At 69.6% G+C, this 16,357-nt stretch carries 17 protein-coding genes; 7 read left to right on the forward strand and 10 right to left on the reverse strand.

Annotation, left to right across the window (positions count from 1 at the left end):
• Nucleotides 1-272: 272 nt before the first annotated feature.
• Complete coding sequence (locus tag GKE56_RS05865; RefSeq protein ID WP_154683739.1) at nucleotides 273-446, forward strand: Flp family type IVb pilin; 174 nt, start codon at nucleotides 273-275, stop codon at nucleotides 444-446.
• Nucleotides 447-610: 164 nt separating this feature from the next.
• Nucleotides 611-790: a hypothetical protein gene (locus tag GKE56_RS05870; RefSeq protein ID WP_154683740.1), complete on the forward strand. Its 180-nt coding sequence runs from the start codon at nucleotides 611-613 to the stop codon at nucleotides 788-790.
• Nucleotides 791-831: 41 nt separating this feature from the next.
• Here GKE56_RS05870 and GKE56_RS05875 read toward each other — a convergent pair whose 3' ends face one another.
• Entirely contained in the window at nucleotides 832-2,097 is a 1,266-nt protein-coding gene (locus tag GKE56_RS05875) for a low temperature requirement protein A (RefSeq protein WP_154683741.1), read from the reverse strand.
• 150 nt (nucleotides 2,098-2,247) lie between these two features.
• On the opposite strand from GKE56_RS05875, the gene GKE56_RS05880 reads away from it, so the two are divergent.
• Together GKE56_RS05880 and GKE56_RS05885 are read left to right on the forward strand one after the other, a co-directional pair.
• Nucleotides 2,248-3,192 (forward strand): S1C family serine protease, encoded by a 945-nt coding sequence (locus tag GKE56_RS05880; RefSeq protein WP_154683742.1) that lies wholly within the window; start codon nucleotides 2,248-2,250, stop codon nucleotides 3,190-3,192.
• A gap of 63 nt (nucleotides 3,193-3,255) precedes the next feature.
• Nucleotides 3,256-3,693, forward strand: a complete 438-nt coding sequence (locus tag GKE56_RS05885; protein WP_154683743.1) for an SRPBCC family protein — start codon at nucleotides 3,256-3,258, stop codon at nucleotides 3,691-3,693.
• A 9-nt stretch (nucleotides 3,694-3,702) separates the two neighbouring features.
• Here the strand turns inward: GKE56_RS05885 and GKE56_RS05890 are convergent, their stop codons facing one another.
• The 6 genes from GKE56_RS05890 to GKE56_RS05915 form a co-directional block, all read right to left on the reverse strand.
• Nucleotides 3,703-5,865 (reverse strand): DEAD/DEAH box helicase, encoded by a 2,163-nt coding sequence (locus GKE56_RS05890; protein WP_154683744.1) that lies wholly within the window; start codon nucleotides 5,863-5,865, stop codon nucleotides 3,703-3,705.
• 244 nt (nucleotides 5,866-6,109) lie between these two features.
• A complete protein-coding gene (locus GKE56_RS05895; protein WP_370518464.1) occupies nucleotides 6,110-7,342 on the reverse strand; it encodes an RNA polymerase sigma factor in 1,233 nt (410 codons plus the stop codon).
• A 44-nt stretch (nucleotides 7,343-7,386) separates the two neighbouring features.
• Nucleotides 7,387-8,382 (reverse strand): DUF1353 domain-containing protein, encoded by a 996-nt coding sequence (locus tag GKE56_RS05900; protein WP_154683745.1) that lies wholly within the window; start codon nucleotides 8,380-8,382, stop codon nucleotides 7,387-7,389.
• A 143-nt stretch (nucleotides 8,383-8,525) separates the two neighbouring features.
• Nucleotides 8,526-8,762, reverse strand: a complete 237-nt coding sequence (locus GKE56_RS05905) for a hypothetical protein (protein ID WP_154683746.1) — start codon at nucleotides 8,760-8,762, stop codon at nucleotides 8,526-8,528.
• A gap of 128 nt (nucleotides 8,763-8,890) precedes the next feature.
• Nucleotides 8,891-10,021, reverse strand: coding sequence for a zinc-binding dehydrogenase (locus GKE56_RS05910; RefSeq protein ID WP_154683747.1), 1,131 nt, complete (start codon nucleotides 10,019-10,021; stop codon nucleotides 8,891-8,893).
• A 2-nt stretch (nucleotides 10,022-10,023) separates the two neighbouring features.
• A complete protein-coding gene (locus GKE56_RS05915; protein WP_230209224.1) occupies nucleotides 10,024-10,512 on the reverse strand; it encodes a thioesterase family protein in 489 nt (162 codons plus the stop codon).
• Between the two features lie 129 nt (nucleotides 10,513-10,641).
• Between GKE56_RS05915 and GKE56_RS05920 the strand changes: the two genes are divergently transcribed.
• The 3 genes from GKE56_RS05920 (at nucleotide 10,642) to GKE56_RS05930 (ending at nucleotide 13,056) form a co-directional block, all read left to right on the forward strand.
• Complete coding sequence (locus tag GKE56_RS05920; protein ID WP_154683748.1) at nucleotides 10,642-11,466, forward strand: ABC transporter ATP-binding protein; 825 nt, start codon at nucleotides 10,642-10,644, stop codon at nucleotides 11,464-11,466.
• The gene (locus GKE56_RS05925; RefSeq protein WP_154683749.1) at nucleotides 11,463-12,224 is read left to right on the forward strand and encodes an ABC transporter permease; all 762 of its coding nucleotides are present in this window, start codon (nucleotides 11,463-11,465) and stop codon (nucleotides 12,222-12,224) included. The genes GKE56_RS05920 and GKE56_RS05925 overlap by 4 nt, the downstream gene beginning before the upstream one ends.
• Nucleotides 12,225-12,291: 67 nt before the next feature.
• On the forward strand, nucleotides 12,292-13,056 hold the full coding sequence (locus tag GKE56_RS05930; protein WP_230209225.1) for a MerR family transcriptional regulator: 765 nt from the start codon (nucleotides 12,292-12,294) through the stop codon (nucleotides 13,054-13,056).
• Between the two features lie 31 nt (nucleotides 13,057-13,087).
• On the opposite strand, the gene GKE56_RS05935 is transcribed toward GKE56_RS05930, so the two are convergent.
• The 3 genes from GKE56_RS05935 to GKE56_RS05945 all read right to left on the reverse strand — a co-directional run bounded on the left by GKE56_RS05935 (nucleotide 13,088) and on the right by GKE56_RS05945 (nucleotide 16,006).
• Complete coding sequence (locus GKE56_RS05935; protein WP_154683751.1) at nucleotides 13,088-13,966, reverse strand: RNA polymerase sigma-70 factor; 879 nt, start codon at nucleotides 13,964-13,966, stop codon at nucleotides 13,088-13,090.
• The gene (locus tag GKE56_RS05940) at nucleotides 13,963-14,547 is read right to left on the reverse strand and encodes a carboxymuconolactone decarboxylase family protein (protein WP_154683752.1); all 585 of its coding nucleotides are present in this window, start codon (nucleotides 14,545-14,547) and stop codon (nucleotides 13,963-13,965) included. The genes GKE56_RS05935 and GKE56_RS05940 overlap by 4 nt, the downstream gene beginning before the upstream one ends.
• Nucleotides 14,548-14,659: 112 nt before the next feature.
• Entirely contained in the window at nucleotides 14,660-16,006 is a 1,347-nt protein-coding gene (locus GKE56_RS05945) for an NAD(P)/FAD-dependent oxidoreductase (RefSeq protein ID WP_154683753.1), read from the reverse strand.
• Nucleotides 16,007-16,357: the final 351 nt, after the last annotated feature.

Genomic DNA, 16,357 nt, shown 5'->3' on the forward strand with positions numbered 1-16,357 from the left:
GAAGCCCTGTAGCGCCCAGACCAGGCCCACCAGGGCCACGACCACCCCGACGATCATTCGCGCGCGCCGGCTCATGTCACCAAGCCTAGACCGGCGGATGGGGCCCTGGTCGCCGCCGGTTCGGGGCCCGCGCCCTCGTTCGTTCTGCCGAGGCGGGCCGACCAAAGTGCTAGTCGGGTCTGGACCGACGGTGGATTCGTCCGGGTGCCGCGGACCACGAGGATTGAGCCCTCAGGCAAGTTCCCGTGCCCTGTCCCGAAAGGCTCTCCGCAATGACCAAGTTCGTCGCCAAGTTCCAGGCCCGCCTCGCCACGCGCGAGCAGGGCGCGACCGCAGTCGAGTACGGCCTCATGGTCGCCCTCATCGCGATCGTCATCATCGCCGCTGTCACCCTCCTCGGTGGCAACCTCAACAACCTCTTCAACAAGGTGGCCACGAGCGTCTGAGCTCGACCACGACGAAGCGCCCCCTCACACGAGGGGGCGCTTCGCTTTTGTGCCGCGACACACCTGAGGTCCCTTGCCCTCTCGACGGACGCTCAGCGGCGTAGCGTTGTTTGCCCCGGACGTGAGTGGGCAAGGGACTGGGGAGCCGAGGCAAAGGAGCCGACATGGACACCCATCAGTCGCACCTGCAGGAGGACGGGACCACGTTCCCGCCGGTCACGCGCGACACCCCGCAGACACCCGACATGGTCATCCCCGAGGTGCCCGACCCGACGATCGTCGCACCCGAGGGTGACGCCGAGGGTGACGCCGACGGCGACTCGGCCACGGACGCGCCCGACTGACCTGCCCGCTGTGCGGCACCGTCACGCGGTCCGCGCGCACCTCAGTGCCGTATGCCGTGTCCTGCCTCCGTGGGAGGCGCACCGTCGGGGTGGGTGAACGCGAACCACGTGAGGATCCCGAAGAGCCACGCAGCGCCAAGCACCAGCGTCAGCAGGAGGATGTGCAGCCACGGCGGCGGCGCCAGCCCGCCGATGAGGAGGGCAACCGCCGCCGCCGCGACCAGCGCCGTGGAGGCCGAGCGGTAGACCGGCGCGAGCTCGCGCCAGTCGGCCAGCGAGGTCGCCACCACCACCAGCGCCAGGACGCCCACCGCCACGGACACCGAGAGCACCATGGGCGCCGGTGCCGGCGCGTGGCCGGCTGACGCGTGCTGGACCATGCTCACCATCACCGCGCCGGTCGCTGCGATCGTCATCGTCACCGGCAGGTGGCCGACGAGCCAGCGCGACAGCGCTCCGCGCTCCGAGCGCACCCGGCGCGCACCGATGAGGTCGAAGTAGCTCCACCAGTACGCGAACCCGATCCCCAGCCCGAGGATCCCGGTGGCCACCGCGATCGGGGAACGTCCATCTTCCGCGATGCCGTTCACGACGCCGACGACCACCTCGCCGAGGACAATGATCGTGAAGAGGTCGAACCGCTCGATCATCGACTCGCTCGCATTGCTGCTGGTGTCCCTCGTCGCCCCGCTGCGCCAGTCCAGGACGACCAAGCCGACGAGCCAACCGAGGACCACGAGCGCCCACACGGTCAGGCGCGTGCCACCCGGCAGGAGCGCGCTCAGGCCGATGATCGCGGCCGAGGCCACGACCCCGACGATGTACGGCGTCGTCGTGGAGCGGAACGACGGGTCGTCACGCAGGCGTACCGAGAACCAGAGCCAGCCGAGGAGGAACAGGAACGCGCTGTAGATGACGGCGAAGGCCGGACCGTCGCCCGCCGTCGCGGCGCCGGTGAACACGGCGAGGAGCGCCAGGATGCCCATCTGCAGGAACACGTAGCTCCGGGTCCGCCCCTCGGCACGGCCGTGCAGGTCGTGATAGACGGCCCCGTTGATCCAGGCGAGCCAGATCAGCCCGAAGACGATGGCGAACCGGCCCGCCCCAGCCCAGGTCACGTCGCCCGCCAGGTGGTGAGCGGCCTGCGAGACGACGACGACGTAGACCAGGTCGTAGAAGAGCTCGAGGAAGCTCACCTCGCGTCCCTCGATGACCTCGCCGTGCGCCCGAGGCGGCTTCCAGAAATGGCGCCGGAACGCCGCCGCGGACTCCCAGGTGAGGCGGGTGCTCGCCTGTCTGGCCGGCATACGTGCTCCTCCCCCTCGCCTCCCGGTCAAGGAGATCGTTACCCCGATGATGGACCATCCGAGGTGGCGGCGACACGGGTCGGCAGTGCCCACGATTTCGCCCTCGGTGAACCGTGGAATCCGGCCGGCCCCGCCGCTCGTTGCATCGCCATGACCATCGACCCGGCGGCGGAGTCGGCCGCGTTGGACGCCTACTCAGCGGTCGTGACCTCCGTTGCGGCGCAGCTGACGCCGAAGGTTGCCGCGCTGCGCATCCTGTCGCGTCGTGGAGAGTCGGCCGGGTCGGCAGTCGTCCTGACGGGCGAGTCCCACCTGATCACCAATGCCCACGTGGTCGGTGACGCGGGCGAGGGCACGGCGGAGTTCGCGGACGGCACGATCGCCCGCTTCGAGGTCGTGGGCCGTGACCCGTTGTCCGACCTTGCCATCGTCCGCGCCGACCGTGCAGTGCCGCCCCCACCCGAGTACGGCGACGCGAGCTCCCTGCTCGTCGGATCGCTGGTCGTGGCGGTCGGCAACCCGTTGGGCCTCTCCGGCACGGTGACAGCCGGCGTCGTGAGCGCTCTCGGCCGCAGCATGCCGGTGCGAACCCGTACGGCGGCGCGGCTGATCGAGGACGTCATCCAGACCGACGCCGCGCTCAACCCGGGCAACTCCGGTGGGGCGCTGGCCGACAGCCGCGGTCGCGTCGTCGGGATCAACACGGCCGTCGCCGGAGTGGGCCTCGGCATGGCGGTGCCGATCAATGCCACGACCCACCGGATCATCTACGCGCTGATGCATGACGGGCGGGTGCGGCGCGCGTACCTTGGCTTGGTGAGCACCCCGGCCCGGCTGACCCCTGCCCAGGCTGACCGGTACGGTCAGCGCGGCGGGCTGCGAGTCGTCGAGGTTGTCGAGGACAGCCCCGCCGCCACGAGTGGCCTGCGCGCTGGCGATCTCGTCCTCGCCATCGACGGCGCCCCGCTCGGCGATGCCCAGTCACTGCAGAAGCGCCTGTTCGCCGAGGCGATCGGGCAGCGGATGGAAGTCACCGTGATCCGCAACGGCGCGCTGGTGGACGCGGTAGTGCTGCCGACCGAACTTCCCGACTGAGCTTCCCGACCGAGCTTCCCGACCGAGCTTCCCGACCGAGCTTCCCGACTGAAGGGCACCCGCATGGCGACGACGAGGTTCACCGTCCACACGAGCTTGTCCCCGAGCGAGGTCATGGCCGTGATCACCGACTTCGGTCCGCAGCGGTCTCGCTGGTGGCCGAACGTCGACGACGCGCACTTCAGCGTCCACGCGCAGGGTCCGGGCTGGGCCGAGGTGACCGAGGGCACCACCATGGGCTGGGAACGGGAGCGCTACTCGTGGGATGCCGCCTCGGGCATCGTCACGATCGACACCCTCGAGTCGAACCTGTGGGGCCCCGGCAGCGGGTGGAGGTACGAGCTCGTGCCCGCCGCCGAGGGCACCGACCTGCGCGTCTCGCTCACCCGGCGGCCGAACTCGTTCAGGGGCAGGCTCGTCGCAGCCTTGATCCCCATCGTGGGACCACGCGCGCTGGGCAGGCAGTTCCAGGCTGTGCTCCGCAAGGCCGAGAGTCGCTGAGCGCGAGCATCACTGCGTCCCGGACGGCCCGTCGCCGGTCGCCGGGTCGCCCGCGAGGGCCTCGGTCAGCAGGGTGACGAGGGCCTCCAGCTGGACGTCGGCCGAGGACCCGACCTCCTCGTCCGAACCATCCAGGGCCCGGGCTGCGAGCCCGGCCTTGGCGTCGATGAGCTGGGCGATCTTCGGGTCGATGGTCTGGGCGGCGATGATCCGCCATGCGGTCACTGGCTCGGTCTGGCCGATCCGGTGGACCCGGTCGATGGCCTGAGTCTGTTCCGCCGAGGTCCAGGACAGCTCGGCGAGCACGACGTTCGACGCGACCTGGAGGTTGAGCCCCACGCCGGCCGCGGTGAGTGAGCACACGACGACGGCGATGGCGGGGTCGGTGAGGAACGCCTGGATGTTGGCCTGACGCGCCTTCGGGGTCTGGTCCCCGCGGATCGACGCGTAGCCGATCCCCCGCTTGGCGAAGGTCTGCTCGGCCACATCCATGACGTCGATGTGCTTGGCGAAGAAGACGACCTTGCCGACGTTGCGAGCCAGCTGGGCGGCATAGTCCGCGGCGAGGCCGGCCTTGGCCTGCCCGATCTGGCGCATCACCGTGAACACGTTGTCGCCGGTCTTGCCGGAGCCGTCGCCGTCGCGCTCCCACTTGGCGACCCGGCGGACCAGGTCGTGGTCGATGCCGTCGATGACCGTGGCCACCTTGCGGGTGGCCAGGGCCGACTCGTAGCGGGCGACCAGACGACGCGCCAGCTCCTGCTCGGCCGCACGGATCGAGCGCCCGGCCACGTCGTCCAGCTCGACCGGGAGGTCCGCGACGCGGCGAGCGGGGATGTCGGCGGCGACGTCGACCTTGCGTCGTCGGACGATGCCGAGGTCGATGACACTGGCGCGCGCAGCGGTGTAGAACCCGGAGTCGGCCGGCGTCAGCCCGGTCTCCTCGAGAGCCGCCAGGAGGGCGCGCCGGGGCTTGGTGTCGTCGATCCAGCCGAGGAACTGCCAGATCGCCTTGAAGTCCTCGATGTCGTTGATGAGTGGAGTTCCGGTGAGGGCCATCAGGAGCGGGTTCGCGCTTCGCGCCCGGATGCGCTCTGACAGCTCGAGGACGTGCTGCGAGCGCTGCGACGACTTGTTCTTGATGAGGTGCGCCTCGTCGACGACCATGCCGCGGAAGCCGTGGCTCCCCAGCCACCCCACGTGGCGGTCGAGGAGCTCGTAGTTGACGATCACGATGTCGGCGAAGCCGTCGATCGTCTCGCCGTCGCCATGGATCACGGTCGATGCGCGGCGCGGCGTCCAGAGCTCGGCTTCGTGCGCCCAGTTCGCCTTGACGACGTTCGGGACGGCCACCAGCAGGGGGAACGCGTCGGCGGCCTCGGCGGCCAGGAGCGCCTGCGCGGTCTTGCCGAGGCCCGGCTCGTCGGCGAGCAGGAACGTGCGATGGCCGGCTGCGGCGGCGGCCACGACCTGGGCCTGGTGCGGCATGAGCTCCAGCCCACGGATGCCGTGGAGCAGGTCCGCGGACTCGGGCAGCGGCATGCACGTGGCATCGCCGCCGTACTCGAAGGCGCGGAACAAGGGCGTCAACAGCTCCCAGCCGCCGAGCCGGTTGGTCGTCGCCCGACGTGCGGGCACCGCCGAGAAGTCGGGCGCGAGGAACGGGTTGGCCAGCTGTCGGGCGATCACCGTCTGCGGGACCACGCGGCGCGTGGGTGCGGTCGACCCGGGGCGGACCTCGGGCACCGGCTCGGGTTCCGGCTCGGGCTCGCGCCCAGCCGCACGGAGCATGTCGTTCTTGAGGCTCACGGCATCGGACGAGACGACAGCGTCATCGGCCAGCAGGGCCAGCAGTGAGGTGTCCCGAGCGGCCGTCTTCGCCAGGATCGTGGCAATGCCGTCGAGTCGCGTCAGCACCCCGGTCCGCTCCGCCTCGGGCGTGGACGTGTCGGCCTTGACCCGGGCGCGCTCCTCGCGCATGAGCAGGGCGACGACCTGGTATGCCGTGCGGCCGCCCGGCCGGACCTTGCCCCGCTGCGCGGCGGCCTCGACCTGCCGGACCGCCTTGGCCAGGACCGGGATGATGCCCTCATCGTCGCGCGCGCGGCCGCGATGCTGGTCGCGGGGCGTGGTGCGCGGCGCGCCGGAACGGCGCGGAGCTCGCTGTGCCAAGCGGTTCCTTCTCCTGAGTCGGACACGGCGCGGAGCCGTGTCGGTGCGGGGTGCACCGAACGTGAGGCGACGCGCAGGCTGCGCCCGGCCGCGGCATACCGGATCAAGTGCGGCCTCGCGCCAGGGACCAGACCCCGGCCCCCGTGTCGCTGATGCGTCCACGTCGAACGACGGGACACAGGGGCAAGCCTACGTGGTCCACCGCGCAGACGGGTACTGCCTCGCGGGTTTCCTCACCCGGGCGCTACCCGAGCTGATCGCGGCGCCGGGTCAGGTAGGCGATCTCGGCCGTGTTGCCCGCGAGCTCGATCGCCCTGTCGTAGGCCGCGCGGGACTGCCCGCTGCGGCCCAGCCGGCGCAGCAGGTCGGCGCGCGTCGCGTGGAAGGCGTGGTAGCCGGCCAACGGGCCTTCGAGACGGTCCACCGCCGCGAGCGCCACCTCCGGCCCGTCGAGCTCGGCGACGGCGATGGCCCGGTTGAGGGCGACGATCGGCGACGGATCGATGCGGACGAGCTGGTCATAGAGGACGACGACCTGCGACCAGTCGGTATCACGGGCGTCGCGGGCGGAGGTGTGGACGGCGTTGATCGCCGCGAGGATCTGGTATCGGCCAGGAGCTACCCCGGCTGCCAGCCGCTCCCGCACCAGCCGATGTCCCTCGGCCACCAGCGCCGCGTCCCAGGCCCCGCGGTCCTGCTCGTCGAGCCTGACCAGCTCGCCACGAGCCGAGACGCGGGCAGTGCGGCGGGCCTCGGTGAGCAGCATCAGGGCCAGCAGCCCGGTCACCTCACCATCGTCCGGCAGGAGGCTACGGATCAGGCGAGTCAGCCGGATCGCCTCGGAGGTCAGGTCCTGGCGCACGGGGTCGCTGTCCGGGCCGGTCGCAAGATAGCCCTCGTTGAAGACGAGGAAGAGGACCGCCAGCACGCCGGAGACGCGCGCCGGCAGGTCCTCGGCGGACGGCACCCGGTACGGGATGTGCGCCGCCTTGATCTTGGCCTTCGCGCGTGTGATGCGCTGCCCCATGGTCGCCTCCTGCACGAGGAACGCGTGGGCGATCTCGGGCACGGTCAGACCGCCCACCATGCGCAGCGTCAGGGCCACGCGGGACTCCAGGGCGAGTGCGGGGTGGCAGCAGGTGAAGATCAGTCGGAGCCGTTCGTCGTCGATGGCGCCGAGAGGCTCGGGCGGCTCGTTGTCGTACCCCATCTGGGCCTGCTTCTGCTTGTCGTCACGCTTGTTCTCACGCCGGATCCGGTCGATGGCCTTGCGCTTCGCGGTGGTGGTCAGCCACGCGCCAGGGTTCGGCGGTATGCCGTCGACCGGCCAGCGCTCGACAGCGGTGGCGAACGCCTCGGCCGACGCCTCCTCGGCGATGTCGAGGTCGCCGAACCGTCTGGCCAGGGCGGCGACCACGCACGCCCACTCCTCGTGGTGCGCACGGGTGATCGCGTCCTGGATGTCGCCGATGCTCACACCAGTTCTACGAACAACGGTGCTCCGATCCGACGCCGCCGGGCTCACGGCGTGGGGAAGAAGCCGGGGAAGGGGGGTACGGCGGCGGGGAGCATCGCGCCTTCGGGGACGGTGACGTTGCTGGGTGTGGCCCCGTCGATGAGCCGAAGCACCTTGGTCCAGGCCAGGTCCAGCCAGTGCATGACGAAGTCCAGCAACCACAGGACGAACCGCGTCACCATGGTCACCACGACCAGGGGCAGCACCGGGGGCGCGGTGAGAACACCCACCACGCCGGCGCCGACCAGGCTCAGCAGCGCCGGCAGCGAGAACCTCACCGGCCCGCCAGCGGCTGGGCGTTCGAAGCTGCGGTAGACGAGCGCCACGAGCGAGATCGTCGCCACGGCGATCATGATGCCGGTGTAGGGCTGGTTCGGACGAAGAGCGGTCGCCAGCTGCGCCAACCCCCACGCGATTCCTTGGGGGACCCAGTCGAGCCAGGACAGCCACGGCCAGATGGTGACCTTGTTGAGCAGGTCCGACACCGACACGAAGACATTGCTGGACTGGTGCAGCATGCTCACGATGATCCCGGCGAGGACGGCGACGCCGAGAGGCCGGAAACCGAACAGCCGCACCGCGCACCACATGATGTACCGCGTCACGACGCCCTGGTCGGCGTGCGCCTTGAGGGTGTGCCGGAACTGGTGGTCGGCATGCCGTCGCAGGTATGCCGTGCGCGCCCGTCCGCCGTTCCCGGCGGCCGCCTTGGACGCATCGCAGCGGACGTCGTGGAGGATCGCGGGCATGGTGTGCCGCCCGTAGCTGGCGATCAACCCCCAGAGGAACGGGGGGATGGATGCGAGGTCGGTGGAGGTGTCGAGGGCGACGCGTGAGTCCAGGTCGGGGACGCCCGGGGTGCGGTTCGCCCAGCCGAAGGCGTCCCCACAGGTGAAGGACGTCTTGGTCGAGGCGGACCCCAGCTGGGTGAGCCGCACGTCCTGCTTGGGGCTGGTGTCGTAGTCGTCCGGTTCCGGCCCGACGTGGTCGAAGAACGGCATGGTGTCCTCCTCGTGGCACCGCACGGTCCACACGCTCGAGCAATCATGGTCCCGCGATGGTCCCCGGACGAGCAACGGTGACAAAAGCCGTCAGACCGACTCCTGCGGAAGGTGCGCCGGCGGCTATGCCGGCACGACTCGGATCACCAGTGTTCGTCGGCCTTGTGCTTGGCAAGCACGGCGTCAGCTCCGACGGCTGGGCTGAACTCGCACGACCCGTCATGGCCGTGTCGCAGCGTGCACATCGCGCCCGTGGGCAGGTACACCTGCGCGCACGCACCCTGGGCCGCCGCGGTTTCGTCGATGGACGGGTTGTGGACCTCGGATGCGTTGTCGGCGGTGGGGCCAAGGTCTCTCGTGGACGGTGAGTGAGGGTCCATCGAAGGAAGCCAGCTAACTCCCCTCGCGGGCGAGAGGGCATGCGCCCCGAACTGAGGCTGCTCCAACAGTAGCGTGCTTGCACGCAGCTTCCTCAGGTACGGCGCTGCGGGGATGCCGGCTCGGACCCTCAGCCGGACATCACCAGCACCTGGCGCGCGACGGCGCCAGCCGCGAGAGCGTCCATGGCCTCGTTCACCGCGGCCAGCTCGAAAGTGCCCCCTGCGAGCAGGTCGACGGGCAGCCTGCCCTGCTGGAACAGCCGCACGTAGCGCGGAATGTCGCGCCTGGGCACCGACGACCCCATGTACGAACCGACGAGCCGGCGTTCCTCCGTGACCAGGCTCAGCGCCGGCAACGCGTAGCGCTGGTCCGGGTGTGGCAGGCCGATGCCCACCGTCGTCCCACCACGCCTGGTCGCGGCATACGCAAATGCCAACGCATCCGGGTGGCCTGCCGCCTCGAACGCGTAGTCGGCACCACCACGGGTGAGCTCGTGGACGGCTCCGGCTGCCTCCTCCCCCACCAGGACGGCGTCGGAGGCACCCAGCGCTCGGGCGAGCTCGAACTTGGCTGGGTCGAGGTCCACGGCGACGATGGTCTCGCACCCCGCGAGCCGGGCACCCATCACCGCCGCGAGGCCCACCCCGCCAAGACCGACCACCAGCGCCGACGACCCCGGTTCGACCTTCGCGGTGTTGAGCACCGCACCCACGCCGGTCAACAGGGCGCACCCGAAGAGGGCGGCCTGCTCGAACGGGAGCTCTGCGGGAACCGGCACCACGGACGCCGCCGCCGCCACTGTCCGCTCGGCGAACGCCGACACCCCGAGGTGCTGGTTGACCGGCGAGCCGTCGGGGCGCGCGAACGGCCGCCGCCCGGACAACAGGGTGCCTGCCGTGTTCGCCGCGGCGCCGCGCTCGCACAGGGCGGGCCGACCGGACAGGCACGGCACGCAGTCGCCACAGGACGGCACGAACGCGAACACGACATGGTCACCCGGGCGCACGTGGTGGACCCCCGGGCCGACCTCTTCCACGATCCCGGCCGCCTCGTGCCCCAGCACCATGGGCACGGGCCTGGGCCGGACTCCGTCCACGACGGACAGGTCGGAGTGACACACCCCCGCCGCCCCAACCCGGACCAAGACCTCGCCGGGGCCCGGCCGTTCGAGGGTCAGCTCCTCCAGCTCCAAGGGTCGCGAGGAGGCGAAGGGGGCCTTGGCGCTCGTCCGGCCGAGCACAGCCGCAGTCACGCGCATGGTCAGCTCGTCCCGACCACGAGCTCAGCCATGGCCGCACGCATCGCGTCGTCGATGGGCCGCGGGCGGCGGCTCACCCGATCGACGAACACGTGCACGAACCGCCCCTCGGCCACGGGGAGGTCGTCGCGGTCGCGAACCAGGCCGGCTTCCCAGGTCACGCTCGACGTCCCGAGCTTGGCGATCCGCAGTCCCACGGCCAACGCGTCCGGGTACTCCACCGCCGCCAGGTACCGGCACCCTGACTCGACACACAGGCCGATCGAGTCGCCGCCGTGGATGTCCAGAACGCCGCGCTCGATCATCCAGCCGTTGATGACCGTGTCCATCGCCGCGTAGTGCACGGTGTTGTTCACGTGGCCGTACACGTCGTTGTCGTTCCACCGGGTTGCGACCCTCGCCCAGTGCGCATACTCGTCTCGCACATCCACCTCCAGCCGAAGCACGTCGATCGCATGTTCCCGGGCGACGCCCGTGACCGGGTCAGTCAAGCAGGCTCGTGTGGCCACGGCACGAGCTGGCCGGTGTGGCCTCCGTCTCCGCAGGCCCAGGAGTGAGCTGATCCGGGTCTGGTTCGCGGGCTTGACCTTGACGCTGCGTCAACCCTTCACGCTGTAGTCATGTCCATTACCGACCAGCTGACAACCGACCAGCTCGGTGTGGCCGCGATCCAGGTGCGCGGCCTGATGAAGTCCTACGACGAGCTGCACGTGCTGCGTGGTGTCGACTTCGACGTCGCGCCGGGCAGCATCTTCGCCCTGCTCGGCTCCAACGGCGCAGGAAAGACCACGGTCGTGAGGATCCTGTCCACGCTGTTGAAGTCGGATGCCGGGACGGCCACGGTCGCCGGCTTCGACGTCGCGACGCAGGCGCCCAACGTCCGACAGTCCATCAGCCTCACAGGGCAGTTCGCCGCCGTGGACGAGATCCTCAGCGGGCGCGAGAACCTGGTCCTGATCGCCCGGCTACGCCGCGTGCACGATGCCGGGCGCGTCGCGGACGACCTCCTGGGCCGCTTCGGGCTCACCGACGCGGCCCACAGGAGGGTGGCGACCTACTCCGGAGGGATGCGCCGCCGCCTCGACCTCGCCATGAGCCTGATCGGGAACCCTCCGGTCATCGTCCTGGACGAACCGACCACCGGGCTCGACCCCCAGGCGCGCCTCGAGGTGTGGAACAGCGTCAAGGAGCTCGCCGCGCATGGCACGACCGTCCTCCTCACGACGCAGTACCTCGACGAAGCCGAACAGCTCGCCGACCGGATCGCGATCCTCCACCACGGTCGAATCATCGTGAACGGCACGCTCGCCGAGCTCAAGGCGCTCCTGCCACCCGCACGCGTCGAGTACGTCGAGAAGCAGCCGACCCTCGAGGATGTCTTCCTGGCGATCGTCGGCGACCAACCGATGGTCGGCGACCAACCGATCGTGGGTGACCAACGATGACCACGCACTTCGTTGGTGATACTGCCGTGCTGCTGGGCCGGTCCCTGCGGCACATCACGCGCAGCCTGGACACCATCATCACCACCACGATCATGCCGATCGCCTTCATGCTGCTGTTCGTCTACGTCTTCGGCGGCGCGATCAAGTCAGGGTCGGACTCGTACGTGAGCTACCTGCTGCCCGGCATACTCCTGATCACGATTGCGTCAGGCATCGCCTACACCGCCTTCCGGCTCTTCCTGGACATGACCACCGGCATCGTCGAGCGCTTCCAGTCCCTGCCCATCGCTCGATCGTCCGTGCTCTGGGCGCATGTGTTGACCTCGCTGGTCGCCAACCTGGTTTCGCTCGTCGTCGTCGTCCTCGTCGCCCTCATCATGGGTTTCCGGTCTGGGGCGGGCATGCTGGCCTGGCTCGCAGTCACCGGCATCCTGGTCCTGTTCACCCTGGCGCTGACCTGGCTGGCCGTCATCCCCGGTTTGTCAGCGAAGTCTGCCGACGGCGCGAGCGCGTTCTCCTACCCGCTGATCTTCCTGCCCTTCGTGAGCTCGGCCTTCGTACCCACCGCCACCATGCCGGGTCCGGTACGCGCGTTCGCCGAACACCAACCGGTGACGTCCATCGTCAACGCCATCCGCGACCTGTTCACGCAGCAGCCGGTGGGCAGTGACATCTGGATGGCCCTTGCCTGGTGCGTCGCCATCCTGGTCGTCGCGTACACCTGTGCGATGGCCATCTACCGGCGCAAGAGCACCTGACGCGGTGTCTGCATCAGGCAGCATGAGGGCATGCTGACGATCGGACCCCCTGGCGTCCTACGCCGGAGTGACCATCCGCGCCGTGCGGCACTACCACCAGATCGGCCTGCTGCCCGAGCCGGACCGCGACGCCTCCGGCTACCGCACATACGACGCTGACGCGGTGGTGCGACTGATCCGGATCCGGACTCTGGCCGAAGCCGGCGTCCCGCTGGCGCGGGTCCGCGAGCTGCTCGACGCTGACCCGGAGACCTTCGTCACGGCGACCGCCGAGATCGACCGACAGCTACGCCAGCAGATCCGCGCGTTGCAGGAGCACCGCAGACGAATCGCGCAGCTGGGCTCGGGCGATTCGTTGGCGCTCCCACAGGAGGTGGTCGACTACCTGGACCGCCTGCGCGCCACCGGAGTCCCGGAGGCGATCATCGCGCCCGAGCGGGATGCCTGGATCCTGATGGCGGCCCGACTCCCGGAGGCGCTCCCGGCGCTCATGGCCGAGAAGGTCGCGCAGCTGGCCAACCCGAAGGTCATCCGCCTCTACCAGCTCATCGGCCGGATCGCGCAAGACTGGCAGGACGAGAAGTTGCTCCATGAGACCGCCGACCTGATGAGCGAGCTCCTCGAGCAGGCGGCAGCCAGCGGGGAGCTGGACCGCCAGGACGAGTACACACAAGACGCGGCATTCATCCGCCTGATGGACTCGTTCGCCGATGGTTCCCACCCCGCCGTCGGCCGGCTGCGGGAGCTGATCGAAGAGCGTGGCTGGACCGGATGGACTCGGATCGAGAAGCGAAAACCGTCCGACGTCGACCGCGAACCACCACGCCACTGACGAGGTCGCCCACTGTGAGCGGCTAGTCGGATCAATGGGTGAGCTCTGCTGCCTCGTCCAGCCGGGTCAGCTTGGTGGGGTTCCGCATCGCGTAGACGCGGGTGATCAGGCCGTTCTCGACGACCACACTCACCACGGTGGTCCCGAACTTCGGGGTGTCGATGCGGACTGCCAGCGCGCCGTTGAGCCAGATGGTGCCTATCTGTGCCTCGGTGACGACGCGGGGGAAGACCGACAGGAAAGCCGTCACGCGGCCAGCACCCTCGACCGGATGCCGGACGGCCTGCGCCACCCCACCGCCGTCCGCGACGAGCACCACGTCGGGGGCAAGCACGTCCATCAGGCCCTGCACATCGCCGGTCGTCACCGCGGTCATGAACCGCTCGAACACCTGATCCTGCTCCACCCGGCCGACCTGCATGCGAGGGCGCCGAGCCGCCACGTGCTCACGCGCGCGGTGAGCCACCTGGCGAACGTTCGCCGTCCCCTTGCCCACAGCCTGGGCGATCTCCTCGTACGGCACGTCGAAGACCTCGCGCAGCACGAACACCGCCCGCTCGGTCGGGGTCAGGGTCTCGAGCACGGTCAGCATGGCGATTGAGACGCTCTCGGCGAACTCCACGTCCTCGGCGACATCCGGGCTGGTGAGCAGCGGCTCGGGCAGCCACTCACCGACGTAGTCCTCCCGACGGCGAGCCAGGGTGCGCAACCGGTTGAGCGCCTGCCGGGTGACCATGCGCACCAGGTACGCACGCGGGTTGCGCACCTCCGCCTGCCCGTCATCGGCGAGGTTCGCCCATCGCAGCCACGTCTCCTGCACGACGTCCTCGGCGTCCGCGGCGGAGCCGAGCATCTCGTAGGCGACGGTGAACAGCAGGCTGCGATGAGTGAGAAACGGGTCCCGGCTCATGCCGTCGAGGGTACGGCCGCGCGCTCGGCCATCGGCTTCAGCCCACACGCGGCGGCAAAGCCCTCCGACTCGATGCCCAACGCGACGTTGGAGCGGGTGGTCAGGTTGGCGAAGCCGATCACGCTCGTCAGCTCAAGGAGCCCAGCCTCACCGAGCTGCGAGAGCAAGCTCGCGACCAGCTCCTCGGTGACCGTGGGTGGGGTCTGGCTCATCGCCTCGGCATACTCGAGCACCTCCCGCTCCAGCGGCGTGAACAGGTGCGACGCGCGCCATCGCGGGATGTCGCGCGCCTTGTCCAGGTCGAGCCCTTGGTTCCTGGCCATGAAGTAGGTGAAGTCCAGGCACCACGAGCAGCCGATGAGCGACGCCACCGCCAGGTGGGCGAACGACTTGAGTCCCTCGTCGCACCGGTCCCACTTCTGCAGCCTCTGGCCAAAGCGCATGCTCGCCTTCAGGGCGGGGAGGTGGTGCCACATCACCCCGAGCGACTCGGGCACCTGCCCGAACATCCTGACGCTGAGCGTTTTCACCATCGCGCCGTACAGACCGGTGATCTCCTTCGGCGGGATCCTTGTGGCCATCTCTCCTCCTCGGGGAGTTCGGGGTTGTGTCGACATGAAGACACCGTCCGTGTCTTCGGTGTGACACCACCGCGCAAGACGGTCGTATGGGATCCGGGAGGCCCGGGGGTGGTCAGGCTCCCGCCGTGGCTTGCGAGCCTGCGATCTCGGACCGCAGCGTCTTCAGCGCCGTGAGGTAGATCTCCGAGAACGAGGGGAACGGCTGGATCGTGTCGATGAGGATCTCGAGTGGCACCCGGGCTCGGATCGCAAGAGTGGCCTGTTGGAGCCACTCACCCGCCTCCGGCCCCAAGGCGTAGGCGCCCGTGAGCCGGTCGCCGTCGGAGACCAGCGTCAGGAAGCCGTTCGACTCGGCATACGCCCGGGTGTAGGTCGCAGTCCGGGCCACGTCGGAGACTGCTGCCGTCGCGCTAAATGGCCCGTCGCTCGCGCCGACGGCGGCGGCCGGCGGATCGGTGTAGACGACCCGCGGCATGGCGTCATAGTTGGCTTCGCGTGGCTCGCCGAGGAGGTTGGCTGCGACTACGCGGGCCTGGTACTTCCCGGCATGGGTGAACAGGAACTGGCCGGTGACGTCGCCGATGGCCCACAGCCGCTCGCCTGCCCGCATCGAGGCGTCGACCGGTATGCCGCGCGGATCAGACACGATACCAACGGTTTCCAGGCCGATGCCCTCGGTACGGGGCCGACGGCCCGTCGCGACGAGCAGGCGGTCCCCGCGCAGCTCTCGCCCGCCCTCCAAGGTCAGAACGAACTCCGAACCGTCACGTCGTGCCGCGGTGGCCGTGGTGTCGAGGACCACGTCGATGCCGTCGCGCCGCAGCACCTCGGCGACCGCGTCCCCCAAGGGTGCTGGCTCGCGGCTCAAGATGCGATCGCTGACCAGGACGACCTCGCCGCCCAACCGGCGCACGGCCTGGGCCATCTCGGAACCGACGGCGCCTCCACCCAGGACCAGGAGGCGCTCCGGCACTGAGGTCATGGCGGTCACCTCGCGGTTGGTCCATATGCCGTCGAGCTCGCGCAGACCGGGGATGGGCGGTATCGAGGGCTCGGAGCCGGTGGCGATGACGACGTCCTGGGCTGCGTGAGGTCGACCGTCGACCTCGACGACCCCGGTGCCCGCAAGCCTTCCGGTGCCGCGCAGCAGGTCGATGCCGTGATCGGCCAACCAGGCCTCCTGCCCGGCATCACTGTGGTCGGAGACCATGAAGTCCCGCCACGCCAGGGCGGCGGACACGTCGACCTCGGCCGTGCCAGCAGCATCGCGGGCGGCATGCACAGCCTCACCGGGACGAAGCAAGGTCTTGGAGGGGATGCACGCCCAATATGAGCACTCGCCGCCCACGAGCTCCCGCTCGACCACAGCCACTTTCAGACCGCCCTCGGCCAACGCCCCGGCACAGTGCTCGCCCGGAGATCCCCCGCCCACGACGATCACGTCGTACTGCTCGTTCATGTCGGCAGCTCCTCGCGGCGTCGCCCCTGTCGATCACTCATCTCTGCCTCCCACCGATGGTCTTCCCATAGAGGTTGACCCGCAAAGGATCGTTCCCATACACCGCCAACCGTCCTCCGTCCTGGCCCACCCGGTCTAGCCTCCATCCGAATGGAGGCGCCTTCCTCCCTCAGAGCGGTGCCCAACAGCCGGCGACAGCGTCCATCGGTGCGTAGGCGAGGCAACCCGACGCCCCCTTGACGAATGCCGAGCGCGAGGAGTATCCATCTAAGTGTTACTTAGATCTCTAACTATCAGTGATCTAAGGAGTTTCCCTCGGGAGGCATCAGTGACCGCGCGACACACCGTCCG

The sequence above is a fragment of the Nostocoides sp. HKS02 genome (genome assembly GCF_009707485.1).
Taxonomy (GTDB): Bacteria; Actinomycetota; Actinomycetes; order Actinomycetales; family Dermatophilaceae; genus Pedococcus.

Bases quoted from the DNA above. Each gene is read 5' to 3' on its own strand.
- GKE56_RS05865 (WP_154683739.1), top strand. From the start codon at position 273: ATGACCAAGTTCGTCGCCAAGTTCCAGGCCCGCCTCGCCACGCGCGAG.
- GKE56_RS05870 (WP_154683740.1), top strand. From the start codon at position 611: ATGGACACCCATCAGTCGCACCTGCAGGAGGACGGGACCACGTTCCCG.
- GKE56_RS05875 (WP_154683741.1), bottom strand. From the start codon at position 2,097: ATGCCGGCCAGACAGGCGAGCACCCGCCTCACCTGGGAGTCCGCGGCG.
- GKE56_RS05880 (WP_154683742.1), top strand. From the start codon at position 2,248: ATGACCATCGACCCGGCGGCGGAGTCGGCCGCGTTGGACGCCTACTCA.
- GKE56_RS05885 (WP_154683743.1), top strand. From the start codon at position 3,256: ATGGCGACGACGAGGTTCACCGTCCACACGAGCTTGTCCCCGAGCGAG.
- GKE56_RS05900 (WP_154683745.1), bottom strand. From the start codon at position 8,382: ATGCCGTTCTTCGACCACGTCGGGCCGGAACCGGACGACTACGACACC.
- GKE56_RS05905 (WP_154683746.1), bottom strand. From the start codon at position 8,762: ATGGACCCTCACTCACCGTCCACGAGAGACCTTGGCCCCACCGCCGAC.
- GKE56_RS05910 (WP_154683747.1), bottom strand. From the start codon at position 10,021: ATGCGCGTGACTGCGGCTGTGCTCGGCCGGACGAGCGCCAAGGCCCCC.
- GKE56_RS05920 (WP_154683748.1), top strand. From the start codon at position 10,642: ATGTCCATTACCGACCAGCTGACAACCGACCAGCTCGGTGTGGCCGCG.
- GKE56_RS05925 (WP_154683749.1), top strand. From the start codon at position 11,463: ATGACCACGCACTTCGTTGGTGATACTGCCGTGCTGCTGGGCCGGTCC.
- GKE56_RS05935 (WP_154683751.1), bottom strand. From the start codon at position 13,966: ATGAGCCGGGACCCGTTTCTCACTCATCGCAGCCTGCTGTTCACCGTC.
- GKE56_RS05940 (WP_154683752.1), bottom strand. From the start codon at position 14,547: ATGGCCACAAGGATCCCGCCGAAGGAGATCACCGGTCTGTACGGCGCG.
- GKE56_RS05945 (WP_154683753.1), bottom strand. From the start codon at position 16,006: ATGAACGAGCAGTACGACGTGATCGTCGTGGGCGGGGGATCTCCGGGC.